23 protein-coding genes are annotated in these 24,877 nt (G+C 70.9%); 15 read left to right on the top strand and 8 right to left on the bottom strand.

The window, feature by feature from the left end; all coding sequences use genetic code 11:
* Positions 1–69 precede the first annotated feature (69 nt).
* The 7 genes from NIE111_RS14255 to NIE111_RS14225 all read left to right on the top strand — a co-directional run bounded on the left by NIE111_RS14255 (position 70) and on the right by NIE111_RS14225 (position 7,184).
* Entirely contained in the window at positions 70–378 is a 309-nt protein-coding gene (locus NIE111_RS14255; RefSeq protein ID WP_007466279.1) for a YbaB/EbfC family nucleoid-associated protein, read from the top strand.
* A gap of 8 nt (positions 379–386) precedes the next feature.
* Positions 387–980, top strand: a complete 594-nt coding sequence (gene recR, locus NIE111_RS14250; protein WP_238684841.1) for a recombination mediator RecR — start codon at positions 387–389, stop codon at positions 978–980.
* Between the two features lie 313 nt (positions 981–1,293).
* Complete coding sequence (locus NIE111_RS14245) at positions 1,294–2,955, top strand: ABC transporter substrate-binding protein (protein WP_238684840.1); 1,662 nt, start codon at positions 1,294–1,296, stop codon at positions 2,953–2,955.
* 85 nt (positions 2,956–3,040) lie between these two features.
* Complete coding sequence (locus tag NIE111_RS14240) at positions 3,041–4,045, top strand: ABC transporter permease (RefSeq protein ID WP_238684839.1); 1,005 nt, start codon at positions 3,041–3,043, stop codon at positions 4,043–4,045.
* Positions 4,042–5,004, top strand: a complete 963-nt coding sequence (locus NIE111_RS14235; RefSeq protein WP_238684838.1) for an ABC transporter permease — start codon at positions 4,042–4,044, stop codon at positions 5,002–5,004. The genes NIE111_RS14240 and NIE111_RS14235 overlap by 4 nt, the downstream gene beginning before the upstream one ends.
* A 66-nt stretch (positions 5,005–5,070) precedes the next feature.
* On the top strand, positions 5,071–6,084 hold the full coding sequence (locus NIE111_RS14230; protein WP_238684837.1) for an ABC transporter ATP-binding protein: 1,014 nt from the start codon (positions 5,071–5,073) through the stop codon (positions 6,082–6,084).
* Entirely contained in the window at positions 6,081–7,184 is a 1,104-nt protein-coding gene (locus NIE111_RS14225; protein WP_238684836.1) for an ABC transporter ATP-binding protein, read from the top strand. The genes NIE111_RS14230 and NIE111_RS14225 overlap by 4 nt, the downstream gene beginning before the upstream one ends.
* Positions 7,185–7,208: 24 nt before the next feature.
* Here NIE111_RS14225 and NIE111_RS14220 read toward each other — a convergent pair whose 3' ends face one another.
* Positions 7,209–7,598, bottom strand: a complete 390-nt coding sequence (locus NIE111_RS14220) for a hypothetical protein (RefSeq protein ID WP_238684874.1) — start codon at positions 7,596–7,598, stop codon at positions 7,209–7,211.
* Entirely contained in the window at positions 7,574–8,230 is a 657-nt protein-coding gene (locus NIE111_RS14215; RefSeq protein WP_210780751.1) for an HNH endonuclease family protein, read from the bottom strand. The genes NIE111_RS14220 and NIE111_RS14215 overlap by 25 nt, the downstream gene beginning before the upstream one ends.
* Positions 8,231–8,337: 107 nt before the next feature.
* Between NIE111_RS14215 and NIE111_RS14210 the strand changes: the two genes are divergently transcribed.
* Complete coding sequence (locus NIE111_RS14210) at positions 8,338–9,831, top strand: MFS transporter (RefSeq protein WP_238684835.1); 1,494 nt, start codon at positions 8,338–8,340, stop codon at positions 9,829–9,831.
* 29 nt (positions 9,832–9,860) lie between these two features.
* Here the strand turns inward: NIE111_RS14210 and leuA are convergent, their stop codons facing one another.
* Together leuA and NIE111_RS14200 are read right to left on the bottom strand one after the other, a co-directional pair.
* The gene (gene leuA, locus NIE111_RS14205) at positions 9,861–11,612 is read right to left on the bottom strand and encodes a 2-isopropylmalate synthase (RefSeq protein WP_238684834.1); all 1,752 of its coding nucleotides are present in this window, start codon (positions 11,610–11,612) and stop codon (positions 9,861–9,863) included.
* Between the two features lie 237 nt (positions 11,613–11,849).
* The gene (locus NIE111_RS14200) at positions 11,850–13,121 is read right to left on the bottom strand and encodes an MFS transporter (RefSeq protein WP_238684833.1); all 1,272 of its coding nucleotides are present in this window, start codon (positions 13,119–13,121) and stop codon (positions 11,850–11,852) included.
* Between the two features lie 77 nt (positions 13,122–13,198).
* Between NIE111_RS14200 and NIE111_RS14195 the strand changes: the two genes are divergently transcribed.
* Complete coding sequence (locus NIE111_RS14195) at positions 13,199–14,185, top strand: ArsR/SmtB family transcription factor (RefSeq protein ID WP_238684832.1); 987 nt, start codon at positions 13,199–13,201, stop codon at positions 14,183–14,185.
* Positions 14,186–14,198: 13 nt separating this feature from the next.
* On the opposite strand, the gene NIE111_RS14190 is transcribed toward NIE111_RS14195, so the two are convergent.
* Both NIE111_RS14190 and NIE111_RS14185 read right to left on the bottom strand, forming a co-directional pair.
* The gene (locus NIE111_RS14190) at positions 14,199–14,729 is read right to left on the bottom strand and encodes a nitroreductase family protein (RefSeq protein ID WP_238684831.1); all 531 of its coding nucleotides are present in this window, start codon (positions 14,727–14,729) and stop codon (positions 14,199–14,201) included.
* 84 nt (positions 14,730–14,813) lie between these two features.
* Positions 14,814–15,602, bottom strand: coding sequence for a hypothetical protein (locus tag NIE111_RS14185; protein ID WP_238684830.1), 789 nt, complete (start codon positions 15,600–15,602; stop codon positions 14,814–14,816).
* Between the two features lie 260 nt (positions 15,603–15,862).
* Between NIE111_RS14185 and NIE111_RS14180 the strand changes: the two genes are divergently transcribed.
* Positions 15,863–17,128, top strand: a complete 1,266-nt coding sequence (locus NIE111_RS14180; RefSeq protein ID WP_030489892.1) for an aspartate kinase — start codon at positions 15,863–15,865, stop codon at positions 17,126–17,128.
* A 5-nt stretch (positions 17,129–17,133) separates the two neighbouring features.
* Positions 17,134–18,195: an aspartate-semialdehyde dehydrogenase gene (locus NIE111_RS14175; RefSeq protein WP_238684829.1), complete on the top strand. Its 1,062-nt coding sequence runs from the start codon at positions 17,134–17,136 to the stop codon at positions 18,193–18,195.
* A 235-nt stretch (positions 18,196–18,430) separates the two neighbouring features.
* Here the strand turns inward: NIE111_RS14175 and NIE111_RS14170 are convergent, their stop codons facing one another.
* On the bottom strand, positions 18,431–19,795 hold the full coding sequence (locus NIE111_RS14170; RefSeq protein WP_274531123.1) for a diguanylate cyclase: 1,365 nt from the start codon (positions 19,793–19,795) through the stop codon (positions 18,431–18,433).
* A 243-nt stretch (positions 19,796–20,038) separates the two neighbouring features.
* Between NIE111_RS14170 and NIE111_RS14165 the strand changes: the two genes are divergently transcribed.
* Both NIE111_RS14165 and NIE111_RS14160 read left to right on the top strand, forming a co-directional pair.
* On the top strand, positions 20,039–20,818 hold the full coding sequence (locus NIE111_RS14165; protein WP_238684827.1) for a phosphodiesterase: 780 nt from the start codon (positions 20,039–20,041) through the stop codon (positions 20,816–20,818).
* Between the two features lie 9 nt (positions 20,819–20,827).
* The gene (locus NIE111_RS14160; RefSeq protein WP_238684826.1) at positions 20,828–21,478 is read left to right on the top strand and encodes a histone deacetylase; all 651 of its coding nucleotides are present in this window, start codon (positions 20,828–20,830) and stop codon (positions 21,476–21,478) included.
* Positions 21,479–21,513: 35 nt separating this feature from the next.
* Here NIE111_RS14160 and NIE111_RS14155 read toward each other — a convergent pair whose 3' ends face one another.
* The gene (locus NIE111_RS14155) at positions 21,514–22,311 is read right to left on the bottom strand and encodes an alpha/beta fold hydrolase (protein WP_238684825.1); all 798 of its coding nucleotides are present in this window, start codon (positions 22,309–22,311) and stop codon (positions 21,514–21,516) included.
* Positions 22,312–22,590: 279 nt separating this feature from the next.
* On the opposite strand from NIE111_RS14155, the gene NIE111_RS14150 reads away from it, so the two are divergent.
* Both NIE111_RS14150 and NIE111_RS14145 read left to right on the top strand, forming a co-directional pair.
* Positions 22,591–24,297 carry a bifunctional metallophosphatase/5'-nucleotidase gene (locus tag NIE111_RS14150; RefSeq protein ID WP_238684824.1) on the top strand — a complete coding sequence of 569 codons (1,707 nt, stop codon included), beginning with the start codon at positions 22,591–22,593 and terminating at the stop codon, positions 24,295–24,297.
* Between the two features lie 393 nt (positions 24,298–24,690).
* Positions 24,691–24,877, top strand: a 187-nt coding sequence (locus tag NIE111_RS14145) for a hypothetical protein (RefSeq protein ID WP_238684823.1), incomplete at its 3' end; no start/stop codon positions are given.

Raw genomic sequence — 24,877 nt, 5'->3', positions numbered from 1 at the left:
GGCTGAGCGGCGGTCGAGCAGACGAGTGCGAGAAGGAGCCATCCCGTGCGCCCAGGTGGACAGCCGAACATGCAGCAGATGCTGAAGCAGGCGCAGAAGATGCAGCAGCAGATCGCCGCCGCCCAGGCCGAGCTGGCCGAGGCCGAGCTGACCGGCACCGCCGGCGGCGGGCTGGTCACCGCTACCGTCTCCGGTTCCGGTGAGCTCAAGGCCATCAAGATCGACCCGAAGGCCGTCGACCCGGACGACGTGGAGACGCTCGAGGATCTGGTCGTCGCGGCAGTGCACAACGCCGCCGAGGCGGCCCGGGAGCTGACCGAGCGCAAGATGGGCCCGGTCGCCGGCGGCATGGGCGGCCTCGGCCTGCCCGGTTTCTGAGCCGGCAGATGTACGAAGGTGCCATCCAGGATCTGATCGACGAGCTGGGTCGGCTGCCGGGCGTGGGTCCGAAGAGCGCTCAGCGGATCGCGTTCCACGTCCTCTCGGCGGATCCGGCCGACGTCAACCGGCTGGCCGGCGCGCTGCGCAAGGTCAAGGAGCTGGTGCGGTTCTGCACCACCTGCTACAACGTGGCCGAGTCCGAGCAGTGCCGGATCTGCCGCGACCAGCGTCGCACCGACGAGGTGCTGTGCGTGGTCGAGGAGCCCAAGGACGTGGTGGCCGTCGAGCGGACGGGTGAGTTCCGCGGTCGCTACCACGTGCTGGGTGGCGCGATCAATCCGCTGGAGGGGATCGGTCCGGACAATCTCCGCATCCGGGAGCTGATGATCCGGCTCGGTGGCGGCGGGGTGCGGGAGTTGATCCTCGCCACGGATCCGAACACCGAGGGCGAGGCGACCGCCACCTACCTGGCGTTGATGGTGAAGCCGATGGGCATCTCGGTGACCCGGCTGGCCAGCGGGCTGCCGGTCGGCGGCGATCTGGAGTACGCCGACGAGATCACTCTTGGTCGGGCCTTCGAGGGGCGCCGCGCGGTCTGATCCCCTGACGTACGGCCGGTGGCCGGCACCCGTGTGGGTGCCGGCCACCGCTGCGTCTGTGCCCGGAAATGATCTGACACCTGTGCCCTCATCGGGGCTGTTCGACGTAACAGTTTGGCATCGCGGGTGCTGATTGATCGGTTTTTCCCGCTGTTTGCCTAAGAATCGAATGTCAAGCGGCGGTTGAGGCACGATCCGATACCAACCGTCCACTCAGCGGTTTCCGGGTGGACGCATCGGGAGCTATGGTCACCGCCATCGGTGACCCCTGTCACCACGTTGTCCGTACCCCCAAGGACGAGGTGAAGCACACATGCGTGCACCCAGGCCGAAGGCCGCGATCGCGGCCATCGCGGTCGCGGCCCTCGCGGTAGCAGGCTGCGCCGAGAGCAACCGCGACGACAAATCCGGCGGTAGCAAGAAGGACACCCTCGTCTTCGGCGTCGCCGGAGACCCGAAGGTGCTCGACCCGAGCTTCGCCAGCGACGGTGAGTCGCTGCGCGTGGCGCGTCAGGTCTTCGAGACCCTGGTCCGACCGGAGGAGGGTGGCACGAAGGTCACCCCCGGCCTGGCCGAGTCCTGGACCCCGGACGCCGCCGGCACCACCTGGACCTTCAAGCTCCGCTCGGGCGTGAAGTTCCACGACGGCACCGACTTCAACGCCGAGGCCGTCTGCGTCAACTTCAACCGCTGGTACAACGCCAAGGGCCTCATGCAGAGCCCGGACGTGACCGCGTACTGGCAGGACGTCATGGGCGGCTTCGCCAAGAACGAGAACGCGGATCTCCCGCCGAGTCTCTTCAAGTCCTGCACCGCCAAGGACGCCACCACTGTGGACCTGGCCTTCACCCGGGTCTCCAGCAAGGTCCCGGCCGCGCTGATGCTCCCCTCGTTCTCCATCCACAGCCCGAAGGCGCTGCAGGAGTTCGACGCGAGCAACGTCGCGGGCACCGCCGAGGACATCAAGTACCCGTCGTACGCGACGGAGCACCCGACCGGCACCGGCCCGTTCAAGTTCAAGACCTGGGACGTGGCGAACAAGACGCTGACCCTGGAGCGCAACGAGGACTACTCGGGCGCCAAGGCCAAGCTGAAGACCCTCATCTTCAAGACGATCTCGGATGAGAACGCCCGCAAGCAGGCGCTGCGCTCCGGTGACATCCAGGGTTACGACCTGGTTGGCCCGGCCGACGTCGAGCCGCTGAAGAGCGAGGGCTTCAACATGCTCACGCGCCCGGCGTTCAACGTGCTCTACCTGGCGATGAACCAGAAGGGCAACCCGAAGCTCGCCGACATCCGCGTCCGGCAGGCCATCGCGTACGCCCTGAACCGTCAGCAGCTGGTCACCTCCAAGCTGCCGCCGGGTGCCAAGGTCGCCGACAACTTCATGCCGGACACCGTCGAGGGCTGGAACGGTGACGTCACCAAGTACACCTACGACCCGGCCAAGGCGAAGGCGCTGCTGGCCGAGGCCGGCGCGTCGAACCTGACGCTGAAGTTCCACTACCCGACCGAGGTCACCCGGCCGTACATGCCGAACCCGAAGGACATCTTCGAGTTGCTCTCGGCGGACCTGAAGGCCGTTGGCATCACCGTCGAGGCGATCCCGCTGAAGTGGAGCCCGGACTACCTGAACGCCACCACCTCGGGTAGCAAGCACGACATCCACTTCCTGGGCTGGACCGGCGACTACGGCGACGCCTACAACTTCATCGGCACCTTCTTCGACCGGCCGAAGGACGAGTGGGGCTTCAACAACAAGGCCCTGTTCGACCAGTTCAAGGACGCGGACGGCACCGCCGACATCGCGGCCCGGACCGAGAAGTACAAGGCCCTGAACAAGTCCGTGATGGAGTTCCTGCCCGGTGTGCCGATCTCGCACTCGCCGCCGGCGATCGTGTTCGGCAAGGACGTGACCGGCGTCAAGGCGAGCCCGCTCACCGACGAGCGGTACGCGACCGCCGAGTTCAAGTAAGTCCTGATCTGACGCAGCAAGGAACGCGGGCGGGCGCTGTCGCACAGCGCCCGCCCGCAACCCTCCGCACCCCTTCGAGGCCGCCGTGTTCCGGTTCATCGTCAGGCGCCTGCTTCAGCTGATACCCACGCTGTTCGGGCTCTCCCTCCTGCTCTTCATCTGGCTCCGCCGACTCCCCGGCGGCCCCGAGACCGCCATCCTCGGCGAGCGCGGCACCCCCGAGATGCGGGCCGCGATCCGCCGCAACATGGGGCTCGACGAGCCCATCCTGGTGCAGTACGGCCGTTTCGTACGGCGGATGATCAAGCTCGACCTGGGCACCTCGACCTCCACCAAGCGGGCGGTCACCACGGAGTTCATCGAGCGCTTCCCCGGCACCGTCGAGCTGACCGTCACCGCGATGATCATCGCGATCGGCGTCGGCATCCCGCTGGGCTACCTGGCCGCCCGTCGTCGCGGCCGTTTCCTGGACCACGCGTCAGTGGGCGGCTCGCTGATCGGCATCTGCATCCCGGTCTTCTTCCTGGGCTACGTGCTCAAAGCGATCTTCTCGGAGAACCTGCACTGGTTCCCGTCCAGCGGCCGGCAGGACCCGACACTCGGGGCGACCCGGGTCACCAACTTCTTCGTCCTCGACGGGTTGATGACCCGTGAGTGGGACGCCGCCGCCGACGCCCTCTGGCATCTGGTGTTGCCCAGCATCGCGTTGGCCAGCATCCCGCTGGCGATCATCGTCCGGATCACCCGGGCGAGTGTGCTGGAGGTGCTGAACGAGGACTTCGTACGGACCGCCGAGGCGAAGGGCCTGACCGAGCAGACGGTTCGTCGTCGGCACGTCCTGCGCAACGCCATGCTGCCGGTCGCCACCTCGATCGGTCTGCTCGCGGGCGGTCTGCTTTCCGGCGCGGTGCTGACCGAGACCGTCTTCGCCTTCAGCGGCATCGGAGCGTTCGTCGCCGAGGCCATCGGCCAACGCGACTATCCGGTGCTGATGGGCTTCATCCTGATCATCGCGGTGGTGTACGTGCTGGTGAACCTCCTGGTCGATCTCTCCTACAGCTTCATCGACCCGAGGGTGAGGGTGCGATGACACTCAGCCCAGGCAAGAAGCGCGAAAAGATCGACAGGCTCTCCGAGTTGGCTGCCCGCGACGACGAGCGGGGCGTCAGCCTCTGGCAGGAGGCGTTCCGCCGGCTGCGCGGTAACCCCGCCGCGATCGTCGGCGCGGTCATCCTGGCGCTCTTCGTGCTGGTCGCTGTGGTCGGCCCGTTCCTCGTGCCGTACGCGGCGACGGACACGATCGGCATCCGGGAGGGGCTGATCAAGCCGGGTGTCATTCCCGGCCCGACCAGCGAGCACTGGTTCGGTTACGACCACCAGGGCCGCGACGAGTTCAGCCGGATGATCGTGGGCGCCCGCCAGACCCTGCTGGTCGGTGTGGTCTCCACCCTGATCGGTCTGGCGGTCGGCGCGCTGATCGGTGGCGTCTCCGGTGCCGCGGCCGGCCTCGGTGGCCGGTGGGGGCGGTGGATCGACACCACCCTGATGCGCTTCATCGACATGCTGCTGGCGATGCCGAGCCTGCTGCTGGCGGTGAGCATCGCCGCTCTGCTCGGGGCCAGCCTGACCACTGTGATGATCGCAGTCGGCGTGGTCTCGGTGCCGGTGTTCGCCCGGCTGCTGCGCGGTTCGATGATCTCCCAGGCCAACAGCGACTACGTGCTGGCGGCGACCTCGCTCGGCGTCAAGAAGTCGAAGATCGCGCTGACCCACGTGGTGCCGAACTCCCTCGCCCCGGTGATCGTGCAGGCCACGCTGACCCTGGCCACCGCGATCATCGAGGCCGCGGCGCTCTCCTTCCTCGGCCTCGGCAACCCGGACACCGCCGTACCGGAGTGGGGGGTCATGCTCGCCGACGCGCAGCAGTACCTCGGCATCCGGCCGTCACTGGCGATCTACCCGGCCGTCGCGATCATCATCACCGCGCTCGGCTTCACCCTGCTGGGTGAGGCGATGCGTGAGGCCCTCGACCCGAAGCTGCGGAAGTAGGCCCGGCATGTGTGAAGCGCGAGGAGTGAGCTTGCGAGCCCCGCAGGCGCGAACGGAGGGCCAGTAATGGCACTGCTCGAAGTTGAAGATCTCTCCGTCACGTTCGCCCGCCGCGGTCAACGGGCCGTGCACGCTGTCGACGGGGTGTCCTTCTCGGTCGACGCCGGTGAGGTGGTCGGCCTGGTCGGTGAGTCCGGCTGTGGCAAGAGCGTCACCTCGCTGGCGATCATGGGCCTGTTGCCCAAGCAGCCCGGCCTGCGGGTCGGCGGCAAGGCCGTCTTCGACGGCACCGACCTGCTCCAGCTCGACGACAGGTCGCGGCGGGACATCCGGGGCCGGGACATCGCGATGATCTTCCAGGACCCGCTCTCCTCGTTGAACCCGGTGATTCCGATCGGCTTGCAGGTGACCGAGGTGCTCACCCGGCACCGGGGGATGAAGGGCGAGGCCGCGGCGAAGGAGGCGGCGGCGCTGCTGGACCGGGTCGGCATCCCCGACCCGAAGCGGCGGCTCAAGGAGTACCCGCACCAGCTCTCCGGTGGGATGCGCCAGCGTGCGCTCATCGCGATGGCGGTGGCCTGCCAGCCTCGGCTGCTGATCGCCGACGAGCCGACCACAGCGCTGGACGTCACCATCCAGGCCCAGATCCTCGAGCTGCTCAAGGAACTGGTCCGGGACTCCGGCACCGCACTGTTGATGATCACGCACGATCTGGGCGTGGTGGCCGGCATGTGCGACACCGTCAACGTGCTCTACGGCGGCCGGGTGGTGGAGACGGCCCGCCGTCGTCCGCTGTTCCGCCAGCCGCGTCACCCGTACACGGTGGGTCTGCTCGGCTCGGTGCCGCGCCTGGACGCCGGGCGGGGCGAGAAGCTCAACCCGATTCCCGGTTCGGTCCGCGACCTGCTGCCCTGGCCGGACGGATGCGCCTTCGCCCCGCGCTGCGCCCGCCGGATCGACGAGTGTGTGGGCGAGCCGCCGGAGCTGGTGCACGCGCACGACGGACGGAGCTACCGGTGCGTCAACCCGGAGCCGCTGCCGGGCATGGTGCCCGCCCCGCGCGAGGAGGAACCAGCGTGAGTGAGAACGACATCCTCGTCGAGGTGCGTGACCTGAAGGTGCACTTCCCGATCAAACGGGGGGTGCTCTTCGACCGGGTGGTCGGCCAGGTGAAGGCCGTCGACGGGGTCGACCTGAGCATCGCGCGCGGCAAGACGTACGGCCTGGTGGGTGAGTCCGGCTGCGGCAAGTCCACGTTGGGCCGGGCGCTGCTCCAACTCACCCCGCCGACCGCCGGTGAGGTCAGCTTCGACGGTGTCGAGCTGACGACGCTGCCGTCCGGCAAGCTGCGCAGCATGCGTCGCCGGATGCAGATGATCTTCCAGGACCCGATGTCCAGCCTCGACCCCCGGCAGAACGTCGAGTCGATCCTGACCGAGGGCCTCCAGACCCACGGGATCGGCGCCGACCGCACCGACCGTCGACGGATCATCGGCGAGACCCTGGACGCGGTCGGGCTGCCGCGCTGGGCGCTGTCCCGCTACCCGCACGAGTTCTCCGGCGGGCAGCGGCAGCGCATCGGCATCGCCCGCGCGCTGGTGCTCGGGCCGGAGCTGATCGTCGCCGACGAGCCGGTCTCGGCGCTCGACGTGTCGATCCAGGCCCAGGTGGTCAACCTGCTGGACGAGCTCCAGGACAGCCTGGGGCTGACCTACCTGGTGATCGCGCACGACCTCGCTGTGGTCCGGCACATCTCCGACACCGTCGGCGTCATGTACCTGGGCGCGCTGGTCGAGGAGGCGCCGAGCGACCGGCTCTACACCGAGCCGCTGCACCCGTACACCCGGGCGCTGATGTCGGCGGTGCCGGTGCCGGACCCGGACGTGGAGGACCGCCGGGAGCGGATCCTGCTCGCCGGTGACCTGCCGTCGCCGGCCAACCCGCCGTCCGGCTGCCGCTTCCACACCCGCTGCCCGTGGGCGCAGCCCACCCGCTGCGCCGACGAGCGACCGGTGCTGCGCGACATCGGCGCCAGCCGGGTGGCCTGCCACTGGGCCGAACAGATCGCCAGCGGCGAACTGCGCCCGCACGGGGTCAGCGCGCAGATCGTCCGACCCGAGGGTGAGGGGGACGCGCCGGGCGTCGTCTCCGCGCCCACCGAGCCGGGCTCGTACGTCTGAGACTGGACGCGGTGCCGGCGCTCGTCAGCCCTCGGGGCGGTTCAGCAGCCCCACGGCGACGCCGTGCACCGCGTCCAGCCCGGCCGGGTCGGCCAGCGTGACCGACGTGCCGGTCACCACGTACCACTCGTCGGCGTCCTTGTACTGCACCCGCACCGTGACAGTGCCGTCCGCGTACTCGGTGCGCAGCGTCAGGTCGCCGGTGACGACGCCGACCTCGTCGGTCATCACGCCGCCGGGGCCGGGCACGATGTCGGTGGTGCGGGCCTGCGGGCCGGCCGCCCCGCCCGAATCCGCGACCATGCCGGCACCCGGCACGGCGGCGGGAGTCTCGGCGGTGCCGTCCGCTGTCATGCCGGCGGCGGACGGGCCGCTCTCCCCGGCGGCGGTCACGAATCGCTCCCCACTGAACAGCCCTCCAGCATGTCGGTCAGGGCGGCCTTCTCGGCGCTGGTCACCGTCAGCTTCCAGTAGTGCTTGACAGTCACCCAGTCCTGGGCGTATTTGCACCAGTAGGACCGGCTTGCCGGTTTCCACTGGGACGGGTCCTGGTCACCCTTTGCCCGGTTCGACGAGGCGGAAACCGCGAAAAGCTGCGGACGGGTGGTGTCGTTCGCGAAATCGCCGCGCTTCGCGTTGTCCCACTCGTCGGCACCCGAGCGCCACGCGTTCGCCAACGGCACCATGTGGTCGATGTCCACGTCGGAGGGATCCGAGAAGCTGCGACCGTCGTACACGCTCTCCCAGCGCCCACCGACCACGTTGCAGCCGGAGAGCTTCACGTCCTTGCCGTCGCGCTGGAGGATGCTGTCCCGGACATCGCAGTTCTTGCCGGTGTCCCGCCAGTGCGGGAAACGCTCCCGGCTGTAGCCCTTCATCGAGCCGGCGGTGGCGACGGTGAGCTGGCTCAACTGCTCCGCGGCGTTGCCGCCGTCGCTCGACGGCGGTGTGGTCGGCTCATCCTGCGGGACGCAACCGGCCACGCCGAGCGCCAGCGCCGCGGTGAGCGCGGCCACCGCCGCTCGCGGTCCTGATCTGGTACGCACAGACGACACCTCTCCAGCTTGGGGGCTCCCGGCGATTGCGCACAGTACCCGGGCACGGTTTCGGCGTTTCGTGGCGTCTCCCACATGATGCAAGGCAGATTGGTGGGATGACCGCACCTGTACCGGCGACCGCCCTCCGAATGGGCACCACCGCCGGCCGGGGCACGCTGCTCGCCGCCGTACTCGCCTCTGGAATGGTCTTCCTCGACAGCACCGTCGTCAACGTGGCGCTGCCGAAGCTCGGGCAGGATCTCGGCGCGAACGTGGCCGATCTCCAGTGGACCATCAACGGCTATCTGCTGATGCTGGCGGCGTTCGTGCTGCTCGGCGGCGCGCTCGGCGACCGCTTCGGCCGGCGTCGCATCTTCCTCATCGGCGTGGTCTGGTTCACCGCCGCCTCCGTGCTCTGCGGGCTGGCCCAGGACACCGGCATGCTGATCGCGGCCCGGTTCCTCCAGGGCGCCGGTGGCGCGCTGCTCACGCCCGGGTCGCTGTCGGTGCTCCAGGCGAGCTTCCATCCCGACGACCGGGGCCGGGCGATCGGTGCCTGGGCCGGGCTGTCCGGGGTGTCCACAGCGCTGGGGCCGTTCATCGGAGGCTGGCTGATCGACGCGCTCTCCTGGCGCTGGATCTTCTTCCTCAACCTGCCGATCGCCGTGCTGGTGCTGCTGGCCGCCCTGCGCTGGGTGCCGGAGAGCCGGGACGAGAGCGCCTCCCGCACCGAGGGACGGGGTCGGGCCCGACGGCGGTTCGACGTCGCCGGAGCCCTGCTCGGAGCGCTCGCGCTCGCCGGCGTCACCTACGCCCTGATCGACGCGCCGGCCCGCGGGTTCGACTCCGCCGAGGTGCTGATCGCCGCAGCGGTCGGGGTGCTCTCCGCGGTGGCCTTCGTCCTGCTGGAACGACGGCGTGGTGACGCCGCGATGCTGCCCACCGGGCTGTTCAGCAGCCGACTCTTCTCGGTGCTGAACATCTTCACAGTCGTCGTCTACGCGGCGCTCGGCGGCTTCACCTTCTTCTTCGCCGTCTACCTGCAGAACGTGGTCGGCTGGTCGGCCTTCCGCACCGGCATCGCGTTGCTGCCGATGACCCTGCTGCTGTTGGTCGGCTCCGCGCGCGCCGGTGCGCTGTCCGCCCGGATCGGCCCACGGCTGCCGCTGGCCATCGGACCGGTGGTCGCCGCGGTCGGTCTGCTGCTGCTGCGCGGCGTGGGACCGGGCGCGTCGTACTGGCGGGACGTGCTGCCCGGGGTGCTGCTCTTCGGCATCGGGTTGACCCTGGTGGTGGCACCGCTGACCGCGTCGGTGCTGGCCGCCGTGCAGGACCGGTTCTCCGGGGTGGCCAGCGGGTTCAACAACGCCGCGTCCCGCGCCGGCGGCCTGCTCGCGGTGGCGGCGCTGCCGCTGCTGGTCGGGCTCTCCGGCGGCGGGTACGAGCAGAAGGCCGAGCTGACCGAGGCGTTCCGGGGCGCGATGGAGTGGTGTGCCGGGCTACTCGTCGCCGGCGCGCTGCTGGCCCTCGTGCTGGTCCACCGACCGCCCCGGGAAGCCCCGCCGTCCCAGCCCTGCCCTTCACTGCCCGCCGCGACACCCCCGAAGTAGGAAGCCACCTCGGGGGTGTCGCGCCCAGGTCAGCGGCGGGCGCGGTTGACGGCGCTGGTGACCGCCTTGATCGACGCGGTGACGATGTTGGCGTCGGTGCCGACACCCCAGACCGTCCTGCCGTCCACCTCACACTCCACGTACGCGGCGGCCTGCGCGTCACCACCGGAGGAGAGCGCGTGCTCGTGGTAGTCGAGCACCCGTACGCCCACCCCGACCGACTGGAGCGCGTTGACGTACGCGTCGATCGGGCCGTTGCCGACTGCGGCGAGCGAGCGCTGCTCGCCGCCCACACCGACCTGGGCCTCGATCTCGACCTTGCCGTCCACAGTGCCGATCGTGTAGCCGGCCAGCCGGACCGTCGGGTCGGGCTGGTGGTCGAGCAGGTAGTGCGTCGCGAAGATCTCCCACATGGCGGCCGGGTCGACCTCGCCGCCGTCGTGATCGGTGACCTGCTGCACCACACCGGAGAACTCGATCTGGAGCCGGCGCGGCAGGTCCAGTTGGTGCTCGCTCTTCATGATGTACGCGACGCCGCCCTTGCCGGACTGCGAGTTGACCCGGATGACCGCCTCGTAGGTGCGGCCCAGGTCCTTCGGGTCGATCGGCAGGTACGGCACCGCCCAGGTGTGCTCGTCCATCGGTACGCCGGCCGCCTTCGCGTCGGCGGCGAGGGCGTCGAAGCCCTTCTTGATCGCGTCCTGGTGGGAGCCGGAGAAGGCGGTGTAGACCAGGTCGCCCGCGTACGGGTGGCGCTCGTGCACAGGCAGCTGGTTGCAGTACTCGACGGCTCGCCGGATCTCGTCGATGTTCGAGAAGTCGATCATCGGGTCGATGCCCTGGGAGAAGATGTTGAGCCCCAGGGTCACCAGGTCGACGTTGCCGGTGCGCTCACCATTGCCGAACAGGCAGCCCTCGATGCGGTCCGCGCCGGCGAGCAGGCCCAGCTCGGCGGCGGCCACGCCGGTGCCCCGGTCGTTGTGCGGGTGCAGGCTCAGCACCACGCTGTCCCGGCGCGGCAGGTGCCTGTGCATCCACTCGATCGAGTCGGCGTACACGTTGGGGGTGGCCATCTCGACGGTGGCCGGCAGGTTGATGATCAGCGGACGGTCCGGGGTCGGGTCGATCACGTCGATCACCCGGGAGCAGACCTCCAGCGCGTACTCCAGCTCGGTGCCCGTGTACGACTCCGGCGAGTACTCGTAGAAGATCTCCGTGTCCGGGGTGTGGATCTCGGCGTACTTCTGGCAGAGCCGCGCCCCGGTGGTGGCGATGGCGGCGATGCCGTCCCGATCCAGGCCGAAGACCACCCGCCGCTGGAGGGTGGAGGTCGAGTTGTAGAAGTGCACGATGGCCCGCTTCGCGCCGCGCAGCGACTCGAACGTCCGGTCGATCAGGTGCTCCCGGCACTGCGTGAGCACCTGGATGGTGACGTCGTCCGGGATCATGTCGTCGTCGATGAGCTGCCGGACGAAGTCGAAGTCGGTCTGGCTGGCCGACGGGAAGCCGACCTCGATCTCCTTGTAGCCCATCTGGACCAGCAGCTGGAACATCCGGCGCTTGCGCTCGGGCGACATCGGGTCGATCAGGGCCTGGTTGCCGTCGCGGAGATCCACGGCACACCAGCGGGGGGCGGCCTCGACGGTGCGGGTGGGCCAGGTGCGGTCCGGCAGTTCGACCCGGAACTGCTCCCGGTACGGCTGGTAGCGGTGGTACGGCATCCGGCTCGGGCGTTGCCGGGCGATCGGATCGGTTTCGGCGTCGGTGACAGGTTGAGCCATCTCAGAGTGCTCCCTGGAACATGTGGCGTCAGCAGATCGGAAGGTGTCGGCGAGATGCCGGGCGACGGTGCGCGGCGGTGCCGAGAAGAAACTCGGATGTGCTGGACGGCGCGATGCGACTCCGCGACGAGGTGCCGGCCGGTCAGGCCTCGTCGCGGCGGCTAAGGAGGAGCAGCGCCTGCCACATGACCAGGTCACCCTACGTGATGGAACCGGGGGTGGAAAGACAGGTCCGGACTATGGGACCGGGGTCATGGCCGGCTTCGCGGCCTCGGCACCCAGCCTCGGCGTCCGTTGCGCCCAGGCCACAGCCGGCACGATCGCCACCGCTACCAGCACGAAGATCGCTGCCGTCGGTAACCAACCCCACCCGCCGGTGGTCACCCCGAGCGCGGTCAGCCCCGCCGGCGCGATCAGGTACTGGACCTGCACGCCGAGTCCGAGCGCCCCCACGTACGCACCGCGCTGGTCGGCCGGCGGGAGGGTGGCGGTGAGCCCCCAACTGCCCGCCGACTCGATCAGCTCGGCCAGGATCAGCAGCAACGCGGCGGCTACCAGCACCACCACTGTGAGCGCGCCCCGAGTGACGCCGGAAATCGGCAGGACCAGACAGAACAGGGCGATCAGCAGTCCACCCCGACGGGAGGCCCGGGCCGCTCCCGCCGCGGTGTCCGCGCCCCGGCTGACACGTACCTGGAGCAGCACGATCAGGATCGTGTTGAGCAGCACCAGCCCGGCGATCACCGTCTTCGGGGCGTCGGTGTGGGTGAGGATCCACAGCGGCAGGACCGTCAGGTAGAGCACCCCGTGCGCGGTGAGCAACCCGGACAGCACTGACACCGCCATGAACGGCCGGTCCCGGAGCACGGCGAGCCGACTCATCGGCTCCGCCGGTCGGGCCACCTGCGGCAGCCGGGGCAGTCGCCGCACGAAGAGGGCCGTCACGAGGAAGACCGTCGAGATGAACCAGACCATCCCCCGGTACGCCGTGATCGTGTCCACCGCCAGCACCAGGCCGCTGATCACCGCGCCGAGCCCGAAGCCGACGTTCAGCGACGAGCGCTGGTACGCCATCGCCGTGACCCGTTCGGCAGGCGGAAGCGCGTTGATCGAGTAGACCTGCCGGGCCACGCCGACAGCGGCGTCCACTGCGGCCAGCGCCACCACGACGGCGAGGAACCCCGCGAAGCCACCAACGAACGGGTAGGTCGCGAACAGCGCCGCGTTCAGCACCAGCCCCACCACCCAGACCCGCTGCGGCCCGTACCGGTCGGTGAGCCCACCCAGCGGCACCGTGCCCAGCAGCGACACCCCTGCCGCGACGGACAGCCCCAACCCGACCTGCGCGGCGCTGAGCCCGAGCGCCCGGGTGAAGAAGACGGCGCTGCCGGCGTGGAACAGGCCGCTGCCGACGGCGTAGACCATGGCCTGCACGGCCAGGGCGCGGGTCAGCCCGGCCGGCGGTACGACGTCTCGAACGGCGGTGCGGATGGTTTCTCTGGTCCCCATGTTCGGGGAGTGAATCGGTTCCCCATGACCCCGGTCGAGTCTTTTAGGCTGGATCGAATCCTGCTCCAGGGGGGCGTGTGTCCGAGTTGCGGTTCAGCCTGGCCGACGTGGCGGGAGTGCGTCTCGCCGTGTCACCGGCCAACGAGACGGTCATGAGCATGTGGGCGCTGGCCAACCCGGTGCGCTACGCGGTGCACCTGCCCTGGATCGACCGGGCCCGGGTGACGTTGCGTCGTCCCGAGGTGGCCGACCGGGTTCGACCTCTGGTGGGGTTGGTCGTGCCGGGTCGCTGGCTGCCCGACTTCCTGACCCCGGCGGCCCGACCGAACGTGGAGATGGCCGAGCAGCTCGACCAGATCGCCGCGACACCGCCGGCCGTCGTGGTCCAGGACCTGCTGGCGACCACCTGGCAAAAACCGTTGAGCCCGTTCGGGCGGGCGCTGCTCGCCGACCCCGGCGGGCTGCTGCCGCAGGTCGTCGACGCGGTGCGGGTCTGGCACGACGAGGCGATCGCCCCGGACTGGCAGCGGATGCGGGCGCTGCTCGACGCCGACGTGGCGTACCGGGCCGCCCAGCTCGCCGAGAGCGGCGCCGGGCAGTTCTTCGAGCAGCTCCACCCGAGCCTGCGCTGGCACAGCGACCGGGTGATCAGCGACGACACGTTCGAGCGGGACTTCGACCTCCGCGGTCGTGGACTGGCGCTGAACCCCACTGTGTTCACCGAGCAGCACGTGCTGTGGAACCTGCTGGAGGATTCGCTGCCGGTCGGCGCGTACCCGGTCCGTGCCGTCGGGACGCTCTGGGAGGCGACCACGCCGCCCCGCGGCGACCCACTGGCACGGGTGATCGGGCCGGGCCGGACCGCGCTGCTGCATCTGCTCGAGACTGCGCTGACCACCACCGACCTGGCCCGACTCACCGGGATGTCCGCCGGAAACGTCTCCCAGCACCTGGCCGCGCTGCACGGCGCCGGCCTGGTGTCGCGGTCCCGCGAGGGTCGGCACGTCCGCTACCGCAACACCGATGCGGCGGCGGTCCTCCTCCGGGCCAGCCGGGGCGGGTGACCCCGGCGTTCGATCAGCGCAGCAGCAGCTCGGCGACCGGGCGGCGGTGCCGCAGGCCGGTCTCCCGGGCGTGCAGGTCGGCGGGGAGGGCGAACGGGTCCCCGAGCCGGCCGACGGCGGCGACCACCAACGGGCGGACACCGCCGGGCAGGTCGAGTTCGGTGGTGAGTCCGGCCCGGTCGAACCGGGTGAGCTGGTGCACGTGCAGGCCGAGCGCTGTGGCCTGCACTGTCAGGTGAGCGATCGCCTGCCCCAGGTCGTACGCGGCCCGCTCGGTGTCGAGGCCGGTGTGGGCGCCGACCACCAGTGTCGCGGCGTGCCGGATCCAGATCTGGTCGTCGACCGGGAGGCTGATCAGGATCCGTTTCCAGGTCTCGTCGTCGCGGTGGCCGAGGGCGAACCGCCAGGGCTGCCCGTTCTCCGCCGACGGGGCCCAGCGCGCGGCCTCGAGCAGCGAGGCGGACTCCTCCGGGGTCAGCTCGGCGCTCGGGTCGAAGGCTCGTGGGCTCCAGCGGTAGGCGAGCAGCGGGGTGAGGTCGGCCATACACCGGATCGTCCTGTATGGGTGATTCGCCCCTCAGGATGGGGTAGCCGAATGTGGGCAAGAGCACCCGTAACGGGACGAAGATCAGGGCGTTCCCGCGCCCGGGCTCTCCGACGGGTCCGGGGTCGGCGGCGCCGCGATGTCGAGCGGCTCCCGGTCGATCACCACCGGACCGGCCAGCTGCACGGTGGCCGGCGCCGGGCCGGGTGCGGCGGCCAGCCGGAGCGTCCCGGCCCCGGTCCGGACGCCGGTCGGCGTGCCGTCCTTGTCGTAGCAGTAGATGCCCACATCCAGCGGGGCGTTGAGCGACGCCGAGGTGGAATCCACCGAGTAGCAGGTGCCGGTGAGGCCCTCGGGCGCGTTGGCCGGAGCGACCGCCAACGGCGCGCGTCGGTCGGTGAGGACGTCCAGCCAGTCGGTGAGCAGGTGCTGGACCCGGGGGTCGGACCGGCGCGGGATCGCGTCGTCGCGATCACCCAGGCGTACGCAACTCGCCGACTCGGTGTGACCGGCCGACGGCAGGGCGCACTGGAACAACCCGTCGGCGGTGCTGGCCATCGAGACATCGGCGGTGCCACCCAGGGCGCCCCCCGGCACGTCCACCCGCCAGCTCCCGTCATTCGCGCTGGTGAACACGATGGTGCGATCCGGTTGGCCCGCCTGGCCGTAGACATATTGGGCCACCAGGTGACGGTCCTGAGCCGCCGCGGCCAGCGCCGCCAGCTCATCCCGTGCGGCGTCCACCTCGACCGGCCCCGGGTCGGCGGGCGGCGGAGTCGGAGGCTGCTCACTGGTGCAGGCGACCAGGAGGGCTGGCAGGGCGAGGACGAGCGGCCCGAGCACACGGCCGGCCGAGCGGATGAGGACGGGCACCGGCCCATTCTGGTGGGTGCGGGCGGTTGGCGGGTGCCGGCGCGTACCGGGCTCGTCTCGGCGTGTCGGGTGGGGTGTCCCGGCGTACCCCGTTCGACCTGGTGGGACCGGTCTCGCCGGTCCCGGCCGGGCCGGATGGTGGGATCACCTGACCCGGCTTCGTTATCCGCCGGATACCCTCATGAGGTCTGACACGCGCCGCCGGCCCCGGTTCCGGCGGCGTCGGCACGCTCAGGGTCGCTGGGAGGGAGTGCACCGTCGTGGCACTCGTGGTGCAGAAGTACGGCGGGTCCTCCGTCGCCAACGCCGAGCGGATCAAGCGGGTGGCCGAGCGCATCGTCGCCGCCCGCAAGGCCGGCGACGACGTGGTGGTGGTGGTCTCCGCGATGGGCGACACCACCGACGAGCTGCTCGACCTGGCCAACCAGGTCAGCCCGCTGCCGCCGGGCCGCGAGCTGGATATGCTGCTCACCGCCGGGGAGCGGATCTCCATGGCCCTCCTGGCCATGGCCATCCACAACCTGGGGTACGAAGCCCGCTCGTTCACCGGCTCGCAGGCTGGCGTGATCACCACCTCCGTGCACGGCCGCGCCCGAATCATCGACGTCACCCCCGGGCGGCTCAAGGGCGCGCTCGACGAGGGCTCGGTGGTCATCGTGGCCGGCTTCCAGGGCGTCTCGCAGGACACCAAGGACGTCACCACGCTGGGCCGCGGTGGTTCGGACACCACCGCCGTGGCGCTCGCCGCAGCCCTGCACGCGGACGTCTGCGAGATCTACACCGACGTGGACGGCATCTTCACCGCCGACCCGCGGATCGTGCCCAACGCCCGTCACATCCAGCACATCACCTACGAGGAGATGCTGGAGCTGGCCGCCTGCGGCGCGAAGGTGCTGCACCTGCGTAGCGTGGAGTACGCCCGGCGGGCGGGGTTGCCGATCCACGTCCGTTCGTCATACTCGACCAACACCGGCACGATGGTCACCGGATCGATGGAGGACCTTTCCGTGGAGCAGGCACTGATCACCGGGGTCGCGCACGACCGCAGCGAGGCCAAGATCACGATCGTCGGGGTGCCCGACGAGCCGGGTGCCGCCGCGCGGATCTTCGACACCGTCGCCGGCGCCGAGATCAACATCGACATGATCGTGCAGAACGTCTCCACCGAGGGCACCGGCCGGACGGACATCTCGTTCACCCTGCCCAAGGCCGACGGCCCCACCGCGATGGCGGCGCTCAGCAAGATCCAGGAGCCGGTCAAGTTCAAGGGCCTGCTCTACGACGACCACGTCGGCAAGGTCTCACTGATCGGCGCGGGCATGCGCTCGCACCCCGGGGTGGCTGCCGGCTTCTTCGCCGCGCTCGGCGCCGCCGGGGTCAACATCGAGATGATCTCCACCTCCGAGATCCGGGTCTCCGTGGTCTGCCGGGACACCGACCTCGACGCCGCCGTCCGCGCCATCCACGACGCGTTCGAGCTGGGCGGCGACACCGAAGCCGTGGTCTACGCGGGGACGGGTAGGTAGCGCCGATGACGGCGCTGCCCACCCTCGCCGTGGTCGGAGCGACAGGTGCCGTCGGCACCGTGATGTGTGAGCTGCTCACCGGGCGACGCAACGTCTGGGGTGAGATCCGGCTGCTCGCCTCCGAGCGCTCCGTCGGGCGCCGGGTGCGCTGCCGGGGCGAGGAAGTCGTCGTCCAGGCGCTGACCCCCGAGGCGTTCGACGGGGTCCAGGTGGCCATGTTCGACGTGCCCGACGAGGTCTCCGCCGAGTGGGCGCCGATCGCCGTCGCCCGAGGCGCGATCGCCGTCGACAACTCCGGCGCGTTCCGGATGGACCGCGACGTCCCACTGGTCGTTCCGGAGATCAACCCCGAGCAGGTGCGCAACCGGCCCCGGGGCATCATCGCCAACGCCAACTGCACCACCCTCGCGATGATCGTCGCCGTCGCGCCGCTGCACCGCGAGTACGGCCTACGAGAGTTGGTGCTCGCCTCCTACCAGGCGGTCTCCGGCGCCGGCCAGGCCGGCGTCGACATCCTGCACGATCAGCTCACCAAGGTCGCCGGCGATCGGGCGCTCGGCTCGCGCACCGGCGACGTACGCCAGGCTGTCGGCGACGACCTGGGGCCGTTCCCGGCACCCATGGCACTCAACGTGGTCCCCTGGGCGGGTTCCCCGGCGGACAGCGGCTGGTCATCGGAAGAGATGAAGATCCGCAACGAGTCGCGGAAGATCCTCGGCCTCCCCGACCTCAAAGTCTCCGCCACCTGCGTCCGGGTGCCGGTGGTCACCGCCCACTCGGTCGCCGTGCACGCGGTCTTCGCCACCGAGGTCGACGCCGAGGGCGCCCGCGAGGCACTGCGCAACGCACCAGGGGTGATCCTGGTCGACGACCCCGCAGCCGGGGAGTTCCCGATGCCGATCGACGCCGTCGGCACCGACCCGTCCTGGGTCGGCCGGATTCGCCGCGCCCTGGACGACCCCCGCGCCCTCGACTTCTTCGTCACCGGCGACAACCTCCGCAAGGGCGCGGCCCTCAACACCGCCCAGATCGCCGAACTCCTAGCCAAAGAACTCCGCACCACCTAACCCCCGCCCCCGGCCCCCCGCCCTCCCGCCCCCGGGCCCCGCCCCCGGCCCCGCCCCCGGGCTGCCGGCGATCTTGCAGTTTCTGTGGCGACATAAGGGACTAGAGCGACAAAACGACAACCGTAAGTGCAAGATCGGCGGGGCGCGGGGCGCGGGGCGCGGGGCGCGGGGCGTGGGGCGTGGGGCGTGGAGGCGTGGGGCGTGGGGGCGTGGTGCGCGGGGCGTGAGGGGTGGGTTACGCGGCGGAGAGCAGGACGCCGTCTCGGCCTTGGCGTTTTACCGCGTACAGGGCCTGGTCAGCTCTCTTGAGGGTGCGGTCGGGGGTTTCGCCGGGGCGCGGTAGCGCCACGCCGACGCTGATCGTGCGGCCGATGCGTCGGGCCGCCTCGGTGAGCCGTTCGGCGATCCGAACCGCCTCCTCCGGGCGGCTCACCTCGATCACGGCGACGAACTCGTCGCCGCCGATCCGGTACAACTCGTCGCCGTGCCGGAGCGCCCCTTCCAGTGCCCGGGCCAACCCGACCAACACCCGGTCGCCGGCCTGGTGACCGTACGTGTCGTTGACGGTCTTGAAGCCGTCCACGTCGATCGCCAGCAGAGCCGTACGCCCGGGGGTGGCCGCAGCGATCCGCTGCCCGAACGGGCCGGTGTGCCGCAACCCGGTCAGCGGGTCGGAGCTGGCCTGCTCCCGCAGCCGGGCCAGCGTGCGCAGCCGGTCCACGCTCGTCCAGGCCTGCCCGGCGAGCAACTCCATCAGGCTGACAGTGGTCGGGTCCGGGCGCAGCGCGCGTTCGTCGGCGACCAGCAGCACCCCCGCGGCGTCCGTGGGGCCGACCGGCACGGCGACCAGCGTGCGTACCCCAGCCCGGGTCAACGGGCGGTAGTCCTCGGTCGGGGGATGCCCGGCCTCGCCCAGCGTGTACCCGGCGCCGTACCGGTGCGCCCGCTCGACCATCCGGTCCAGGGCGGCCGGACCGGCGGCGGCCAGTTCGGCGCGGATCCGGGTCTCCAAATCGCTCGACGTCGCCGGGGAGGGGCCGAGCTGGCCGCCGATCAGCAGTAGTGCGGTGGAGAGGGTGGAGACCTCCCGGGCGGCGCGGGCGGCTGCCCCCATCACCTCTCCCTCGGTCGGCGCGGAGGAGAGCGCGGCCGCGTGCCGGAGCAGCTTCTCGCTGCGGCTCTCCGCCGGCGGGCCACCGAGGGCGGCGATCCGCGCACCGAGCCCGTCGGCCAGCCGCTGCGCGGTCTCCCGCCACGGCTCCAGGTCGGTCGGCTCACTCCACTGCAGGTCGAGTACGCCGATCGCCCGGCCCGTCGGGTCCAGCACCGGTACGCACAGCTCGGCTGTCACATCCGGGCGCACCGGCAGGTAGTCCGGGTCGACTGTGACGTCCGGGACGACGGCGGGAGCGCCGGTGGCGTACACCCGGCCGACGATGCCGGTCCGCGCCGGCACTGTGGCGAAGACCTGCCAGGCCCCGGTCGCGGCGACGCAGCGCAGGCGGTCGTGGACCGCGAGCAGCACGGAGATGGTCGCCGGGGTGTGGCGGGACAGCGCGGTGACCGTCCACCGACACGCCTCCGGCGTGCTCGACGCCATCGGCAGGCGGACGGTGACGTCACGGATGACTCGCTGATGATCCACTCGCACGTCGTTCCAGGTAGGGGAGGGGCCCGGCCGACGCCGAACCGCTCGATCAAGCGTACTCACGGTGGCTGGGACCGACCGGGCTTCGTACACACGTGCTATCCACAGGCTGTGGACGCAGCCTGTGGACGGATATCCCCGGGATGCCGCGACTGGCGATAGCGTGGAGCATCCCCGCGCCGAGGAGGCGAGCCCATGCTCATCGCCCAGCTCAGTGACCCGCACCTGACCACCGGCCTGCTCGCCGCCGAACCGGCCGCCGGGTTGCACCGAGCGCTCGGCCGGGTGCTGGCGTTGCGACCCCGACCCGACTGCGTGGTAATCACCGGCGACCTGGCCGACCACGGCCAGCCCGACGAGTACGCGGCGCTGCGCGAGGTGATCGGCCACTTCCCGCTGCCGGTGCACCTGACCACCGGCAACCACGACGACCGAGAGTCCCTGCTCGACGCGTTCGGCGGCACACCGTGGCTCGGCGGCGGCTTCTCGGCCTACTACCACGTCGACCACGAGGCGGCGTCCGTCGTGGTGCTCGACTCGCTCGTCCCCGGCAGCGACGGCGGCCAACTCGGCGAGGAACAACTCGGCTGGCTCGACGGGGTGCTGGCCGGGCGGCCCGAGGTGCCCGCCGTGATCTTTCTGCACCACCCGCCGGTCGCCGTCGGCATCCCCGTGGCGGACTCCATCCGACTGGCCGACGGCGACGCGCTCGCCGAGGTGATCGGCCGGCACCGGCACGTGGTGCGGGTCGCCGCCGGTCACCTGCACCGCCCGGTCACCACCGCGTACGCGGGCACTGTCCTCACAGTGGCGCCCAGCACGTGGAAGCAGAGCACGCTCACCATGAGCGCCGACGAGCAGATCGGTTGGGTCAACGAGCCCACCGCCTTCCTGCTGCACTCGGTCGAGGCAGGTGGCTGCGTGACCCACACCGTGCAGGTGAGCCACTCCGCCGGGCAGACCTGCGGCTTCTGAGGGGTGGTCATGCTGGCCTGGTACGTCTCGTACGGCTCGAACATGCACGCCGCCCGGCTGGGCTGGTACATCGGTGGTGGCTGCCCACCCGGCGGAAAGCGGACGTACCCGGGCTGCCGTGACCGGCGTCCACCCAGCCGGTCCACGCCCGTGTCGCTGCCCGGCGGCATCTACTTCGCCGGCGAGTCCGGTGCCTGGACCGGCGGCATGGCCTTCTACGACCCGCACCTGCCGGGCGAGGCCGCGGCCCGCGCCTACCTGGTCACCCTGGAGCAGTTCACCGACATCGCGGCCCAGGAGATGTACCGCCCGCCGGGCGACACGACCGAGCTGATCCCGGCGACCGGCGCGGCCATCGACGCCGCCGTCGCCAACGGACGGGCCACGCTCGGCCCGGGACGGTACGAGACGCTGATCTGCCCGGGCAGCCGCGACGGTGTTCCGATGCTCACCTTCACCGCCCCCGAGGGGGCGTCAGCCGTGCCGTGCCGACCTCCCGCGCCGATCTACCTCGGCATGATCGCCCGAGGGCTGCGCGAGTCGCACGGCTGGCCCGCCGAGCGGATCGCCGCCTACCTGGCGGCCCGGCCCGGCGTGGCGGGCGCCTGGCCACCGGACGCCGTCGCTGACCTGGTCGACAAGGCGCTGACCGACGACTGACCGGCCGGCATGCGCCTCGTCGGCCGCTGGTGCTGTCAAACGAGCAGGAACTCACGCAGCGCGGGGGCCAGCGTCGCCGGCGGCACGTCGTGGTAACCGCCGTCGAGGCTCACGGACCGGCCGCCCGGAACGGCCTCGGCCGCCGCCCGACTCGCGTCCCGCAACCACTGTGGACTGCCGGTGCTGTCCACCCCGAGGGTGGGCGCGGTGATGGCCGCCAGCCGCTCGGCGGGGAATCGCCCCCCGGCGGTGACGATCGCGTCGTACACCAGGGTGTGCGCGACCGCCGTCAGCCCACCCCACATCGGCTGCGACCGCATCCCGGTGATCTGCTCGGCCGGCAGCCCCACCGACGCGCTGAGGAAGGTCCCCACCGCGCCGTCCCGGTCGTCGGCGGCGATCAGCTCGATGAGCTGCGGGGTGATGTCCCTGCGGACGCCCACGTGCGGGCCGACCTGGAACGGTGGCTCGAACATGACCAACCTGGTCACCGGCAGGCCCTGTGCGGTGGCGAGGGCGGCCAGGACGGCCCCGGAGGAGATGCCGTAGACGGCGGCGGAACCACCCGCCGCCGCGATCAGGGCAGCCAGGTCGTCGATCTCGCGGCCGACCTCGTACGGTGCGGTGTCGCCGCTGTAGCCCCGACCGCGACGGTCATAGCTGAAGGTGGTGAAATCCGGTGCCAGTGCCGCACCCAGGTCGCGGGTCGCGTTGCGATCGCTGAACGCGCCGCCGACGAGGACGACCGCCGGCCCGGCACCGGACCGCTCGAACGCGATGGGCGTGCCGTCGACCGATCGCACCTGCTCCGCCACGGGTGTCGTTCCGCTCACGATGCCGCCCCCATTCCTCGTAGGCTGTCCCGTCCTTTCTAGACCCTGGGTCCGACGTTGTCCGGCAGACCGCGTTAAACGATGATCGATAGCGGTCTCGGCGTACGCGCTGCTCCGACGCGCTGCCCGGGTCGACCGGTGGGCGTTCGGATGAGAGGCTGTCGGGGCGGGGGCCATGCGCAACCATCGTCATCCGCGACCCTTTCGACGGCGTCCGTCGGCGGCCCCGGTCGACCCAGAGGCCGGGCACCGTACGCGCCGATTCTCACGAGGAGATCCATGTTCATACCCGGGATGCGTCGGGCCGCTGTCGGCCTGACCGCGCTCGCGGTGGCCGCTTTCGGCGCGGTCGCCACCAACCCTGAGCAGGCCGACGCCGGGCCGAAGCCGGTCGACGTCACCCTGCTCGCCCTCAACGACTTCCACGGCAACCTCGAACCGCCGAGCGGGTCCAGCGGCACCATCGCCGGGCAGACCGCGGGTGGCGTCGAGTTCCTGGCCACCCACCTTGCCGAGCTGCGCGCCGCAGCCAAGAAGAAGAACACCATCACCGTCGCCGCCGGTGATCTGATCGGTGCGTCCCCGCTGCTCTCGGCCGCGTTCCACGACGAGCCGACAATCGAGGCGCTGAGCATGGCCGGCCTGGACTACGCCAGCGTCGGCAACCACGAGTTCGACGAAGGCGCCGCCGAGCTGCTGCGAATCCAGAACGGCGGCTGCCACCCGGTGGACGGCTGCATCGACGGCACCCCGTACCGGGGGGCCGGCTTCCAGTACCTGTCCGCGAACGCCTTCAAGACCGCCACCGGCAAGCCGCTGATGGTGCCGTACGCGATCCACAAGGTGCAGGGCGTCAAGGTCGGCTTCATCGGCATGACCCTCGAAGGCACCCCGCAGATCGTCAGCCAGCAGGGCGTCGCCGGCCTCACCTTCGCCGACGAGGCGGACACCGCCAACCGGTACGCGCGCGAGCTGCGCCGCAAGGGCGTACAGGCGATCGTCGTCCTGCTGCACGAGGGTGGCACCCAGGCCGCGACCGGCGGGATCAACGACTGCGTCGGCATGACCGGCCCCATCGTGGACATCACCAACCGGATGGACCCGTCGATCGACGTGGTGGTCAGCGGGCACACCCACCAGGCGTACAACTGCGACATCAACGGCAAGCTGGTCACCAGCGCCAGCTCGTTCGGTCGCCTGGTCACCGACATCGACCTCAAGATCGACCGCCGGAGCGGGGACGTCATGTCCGCCGCCGCGAACAACGTCGTCGTCACCCGCGACGTCGCCAAGGACCCGAGGCAGACCGCGCTGATCAACCGGTACAAGACAGTGCTCGGCCCGGTCGCCGGACGCCAGGTCGGCGTGACCAACGAGGCGATCACGCGGAGCCAGGAAACCCTCTTCGGTACGAGTCTGGGCGAATCGCCACTGGGTAACCTGATCGCCGACGCGCAACTCGCCGCCACCGACGACGAACAGAACGCCGTCGCCGCCTTCATGAACCCCGGCGGGGTCCGGGCCGACCTCGACGCCGGCCCGGTCACCTACGAAGAGGCGTTCACTGTCCAGCCGTTCGCCAACAACCTGGTGACGCTGGACCTGACCGGCGCGCAGCTCTACTGCGTCCTGGAGCAGCAGTTCATCACCAATCGGACCCTGTACCCGTCGGCCACAGTGGGCTACGTGGTCGACCCGAACGGCACCACCGGCACGGTCGCCGACCCGTGCGCCGGCACCCGCGTGGTCCGGGGCAGCCTCACCCTCGGCGGCACCACCGTCGACACCGCCGCCACCTACCGGGTGACTGTGAACAACTTCCTGGCCGGCGGAGGCGACGGCTTCAGTGCCCTCACCGGCGGCACGAACCCGGTCACCGGCCAGATCGACCTGGACGCCTTCGTGGCGTACCTGACCGCCCAGTCGCCGGTCTCCGCGCCGACGCTGGACCGGATCCGCACCACCGCCGAGGTCCCCGCCGCCTGACGGCCGACCCCTGCGACATCGGGCCCCGGAGCGCCAGCTCCGGGGCCCGACCCGTCCCCAGACCCCGGGCGTTGCCCGCGCCCGTGCCTGCCCGTGCCCGTGCCGCTCGCGCCTGTGGCTGCCCGTGTCTGTGCCTGCCCGCGCCCGCGCCTGCGCCTGCCCGCGCCGCTTGCGCCTGGCCGCCCGTGCCTGCCTGCCGTGCCTGCCTGCCGTGCCCGCCCGTGCCTGCCCGTGCCTGCGCCTGCCCGCGACTGCCCGCGCCGGGCAGCCCGTGCCTGCCTGCCGGCGCCGCCCGCGCCGCCCGCGCCGCCCGCGCACGCCCCACCGGGCAAGATCGCGCTCGAACATGGATGTAGTGGCATCGGTGCGCGGGGGATGCCACTACATCCAGGATTGAGCGCGATCTTGGTCCGCCGCAAGATCAATGGCGAGGTCATGGGGCAGATCCGCAACTTCCCGGATGTTGCTGTCTCCCCGGGCGCCCAAGGCGCCAACATCCGGGAAGTTGCCCGGATCTTGGCGCGGGGCGCGGGGCGCGGGGCGCGGGTCGCGGGGCGCGGGTCGCGGGGCGCGGGCGCGG

This window comes from Micromonospora hortensis (assembly GCF_022230935.1).
In the GTDB taxonomy this organism is placed as follows: Bacteria; Actinomycetota; Actinomycetes; order Mycobacteriales; family Micromonosporaceae; genus Micromonospora; species Micromonospora hortensis.
The sequence above is the reverse complement of the archived record's forward strand: the minus strand, read 5'-3'. Positions and strand labels throughout refer to the sequence as shown.

What these genes read in the sequence shown, in the direction of transcription:
- NIE111_RS14165 (WP_238684827.1), top strand. Translation starts at nt 20,039, where the DNA reads ATGCTCATCGCCCAGCTCAGTGACCCGCACCTGACCACCGGCCTGCTC.
- NIE111_RS14150 (WP_238684824.1), top strand. Translation starts at nt 22,591, where the DNA reads ATGTTCATACCCGGGATGCGTCGGGCCGCTGTCGGCCTGACCGCGCTC.
- NIE111_RS14175 (WP_238684829.1), top strand. Translation starts at nt 17,134, where the DNA reads ATGACGGCGCTGCCCACCCTCGCCGTGGTCGGAGCGACAGGTGCCGTC.
- NIE111_RS14210 (WP_238684835.1), top strand. Translation starts at nt 8,338, where the DNA reads ATGACCGCACCTGTACCGGCGACCGCCCTCCGAATGGGCACCACCGCC.
- leuA (WP_238684834.1), bottom strand. Translation starts at nt 11,612, where the DNA reads ATGGCTCAACCTGTCACCGACGCCGAAACCGATCCGATCGCCCGGCAA.
- NIE111_RS14235 (WP_238684838.1), top strand. Translation starts at nt 4,042, where the DNA reads ATGACACTCAGCCCAGGCAAGAAGCGCGAAAAGATCGACAGGCTCTCC.
- NIE111_RS14170 (WP_274531123.1), bottom strand. Translation starts at nt 19,795, where the DNA reads ATGGCGTCGAGCACGCCGGAGGCGTGTCGGTGGACGGTCACCGCGCTG.
- NIE111_RS14255 (WP_007466279.1), top strand. Translation starts at nt 70, where the DNA reads ATGCAGCAGATGCTGAAGCAGGCGCAGAAGATGCAGCAGCAGATCGCC.
- NIE111_RS14160 (WP_238684826.1), top strand. Translation starts at nt 20,828, where the DNA reads ATGCTGGCCTGGTACGTCTCGTACGGCTCGAACATGCACGCCGCCCGG.
- NIE111_RS14245 (WP_238684840.1), top strand. Translation starts at nt 1,294, where the DNA reads ATGCGTGCACCCAGGCCGAAGGCCGCGATCGCGGCCATCGCGGTCGCG.
- NIE111_RS14200 (WP_238684833.1), bottom strand. Translation starts at nt 13,121, where the DNA reads ATGGGGACCAGAGAAACCATCCGCACCGCCGTTCGAGACGTCGTACCG.
- NIE111_RS14190 (WP_238684831.1), bottom strand. Translation starts at nt 14,729, where the DNA reads ATGGCCGACCTCACCCCGCTGCTCGCCTACCGCTGGAGCCCACGAGCC.
- recR (WP_238684841.1), top strand. Translation starts at nt 387, where the DNA reads ATGTACGAAGGTGCCATCCAGGATCTGATCGACGAGCTGGGTCGGCTG.
- NIE111_RS14230 (WP_238684837.1), top strand. Translation starts at nt 5,071, where the DNA reads ATGGCACTGCTCGAAGTTGAAGATCTCTCCGTCACGTTCGCCCGCCGC.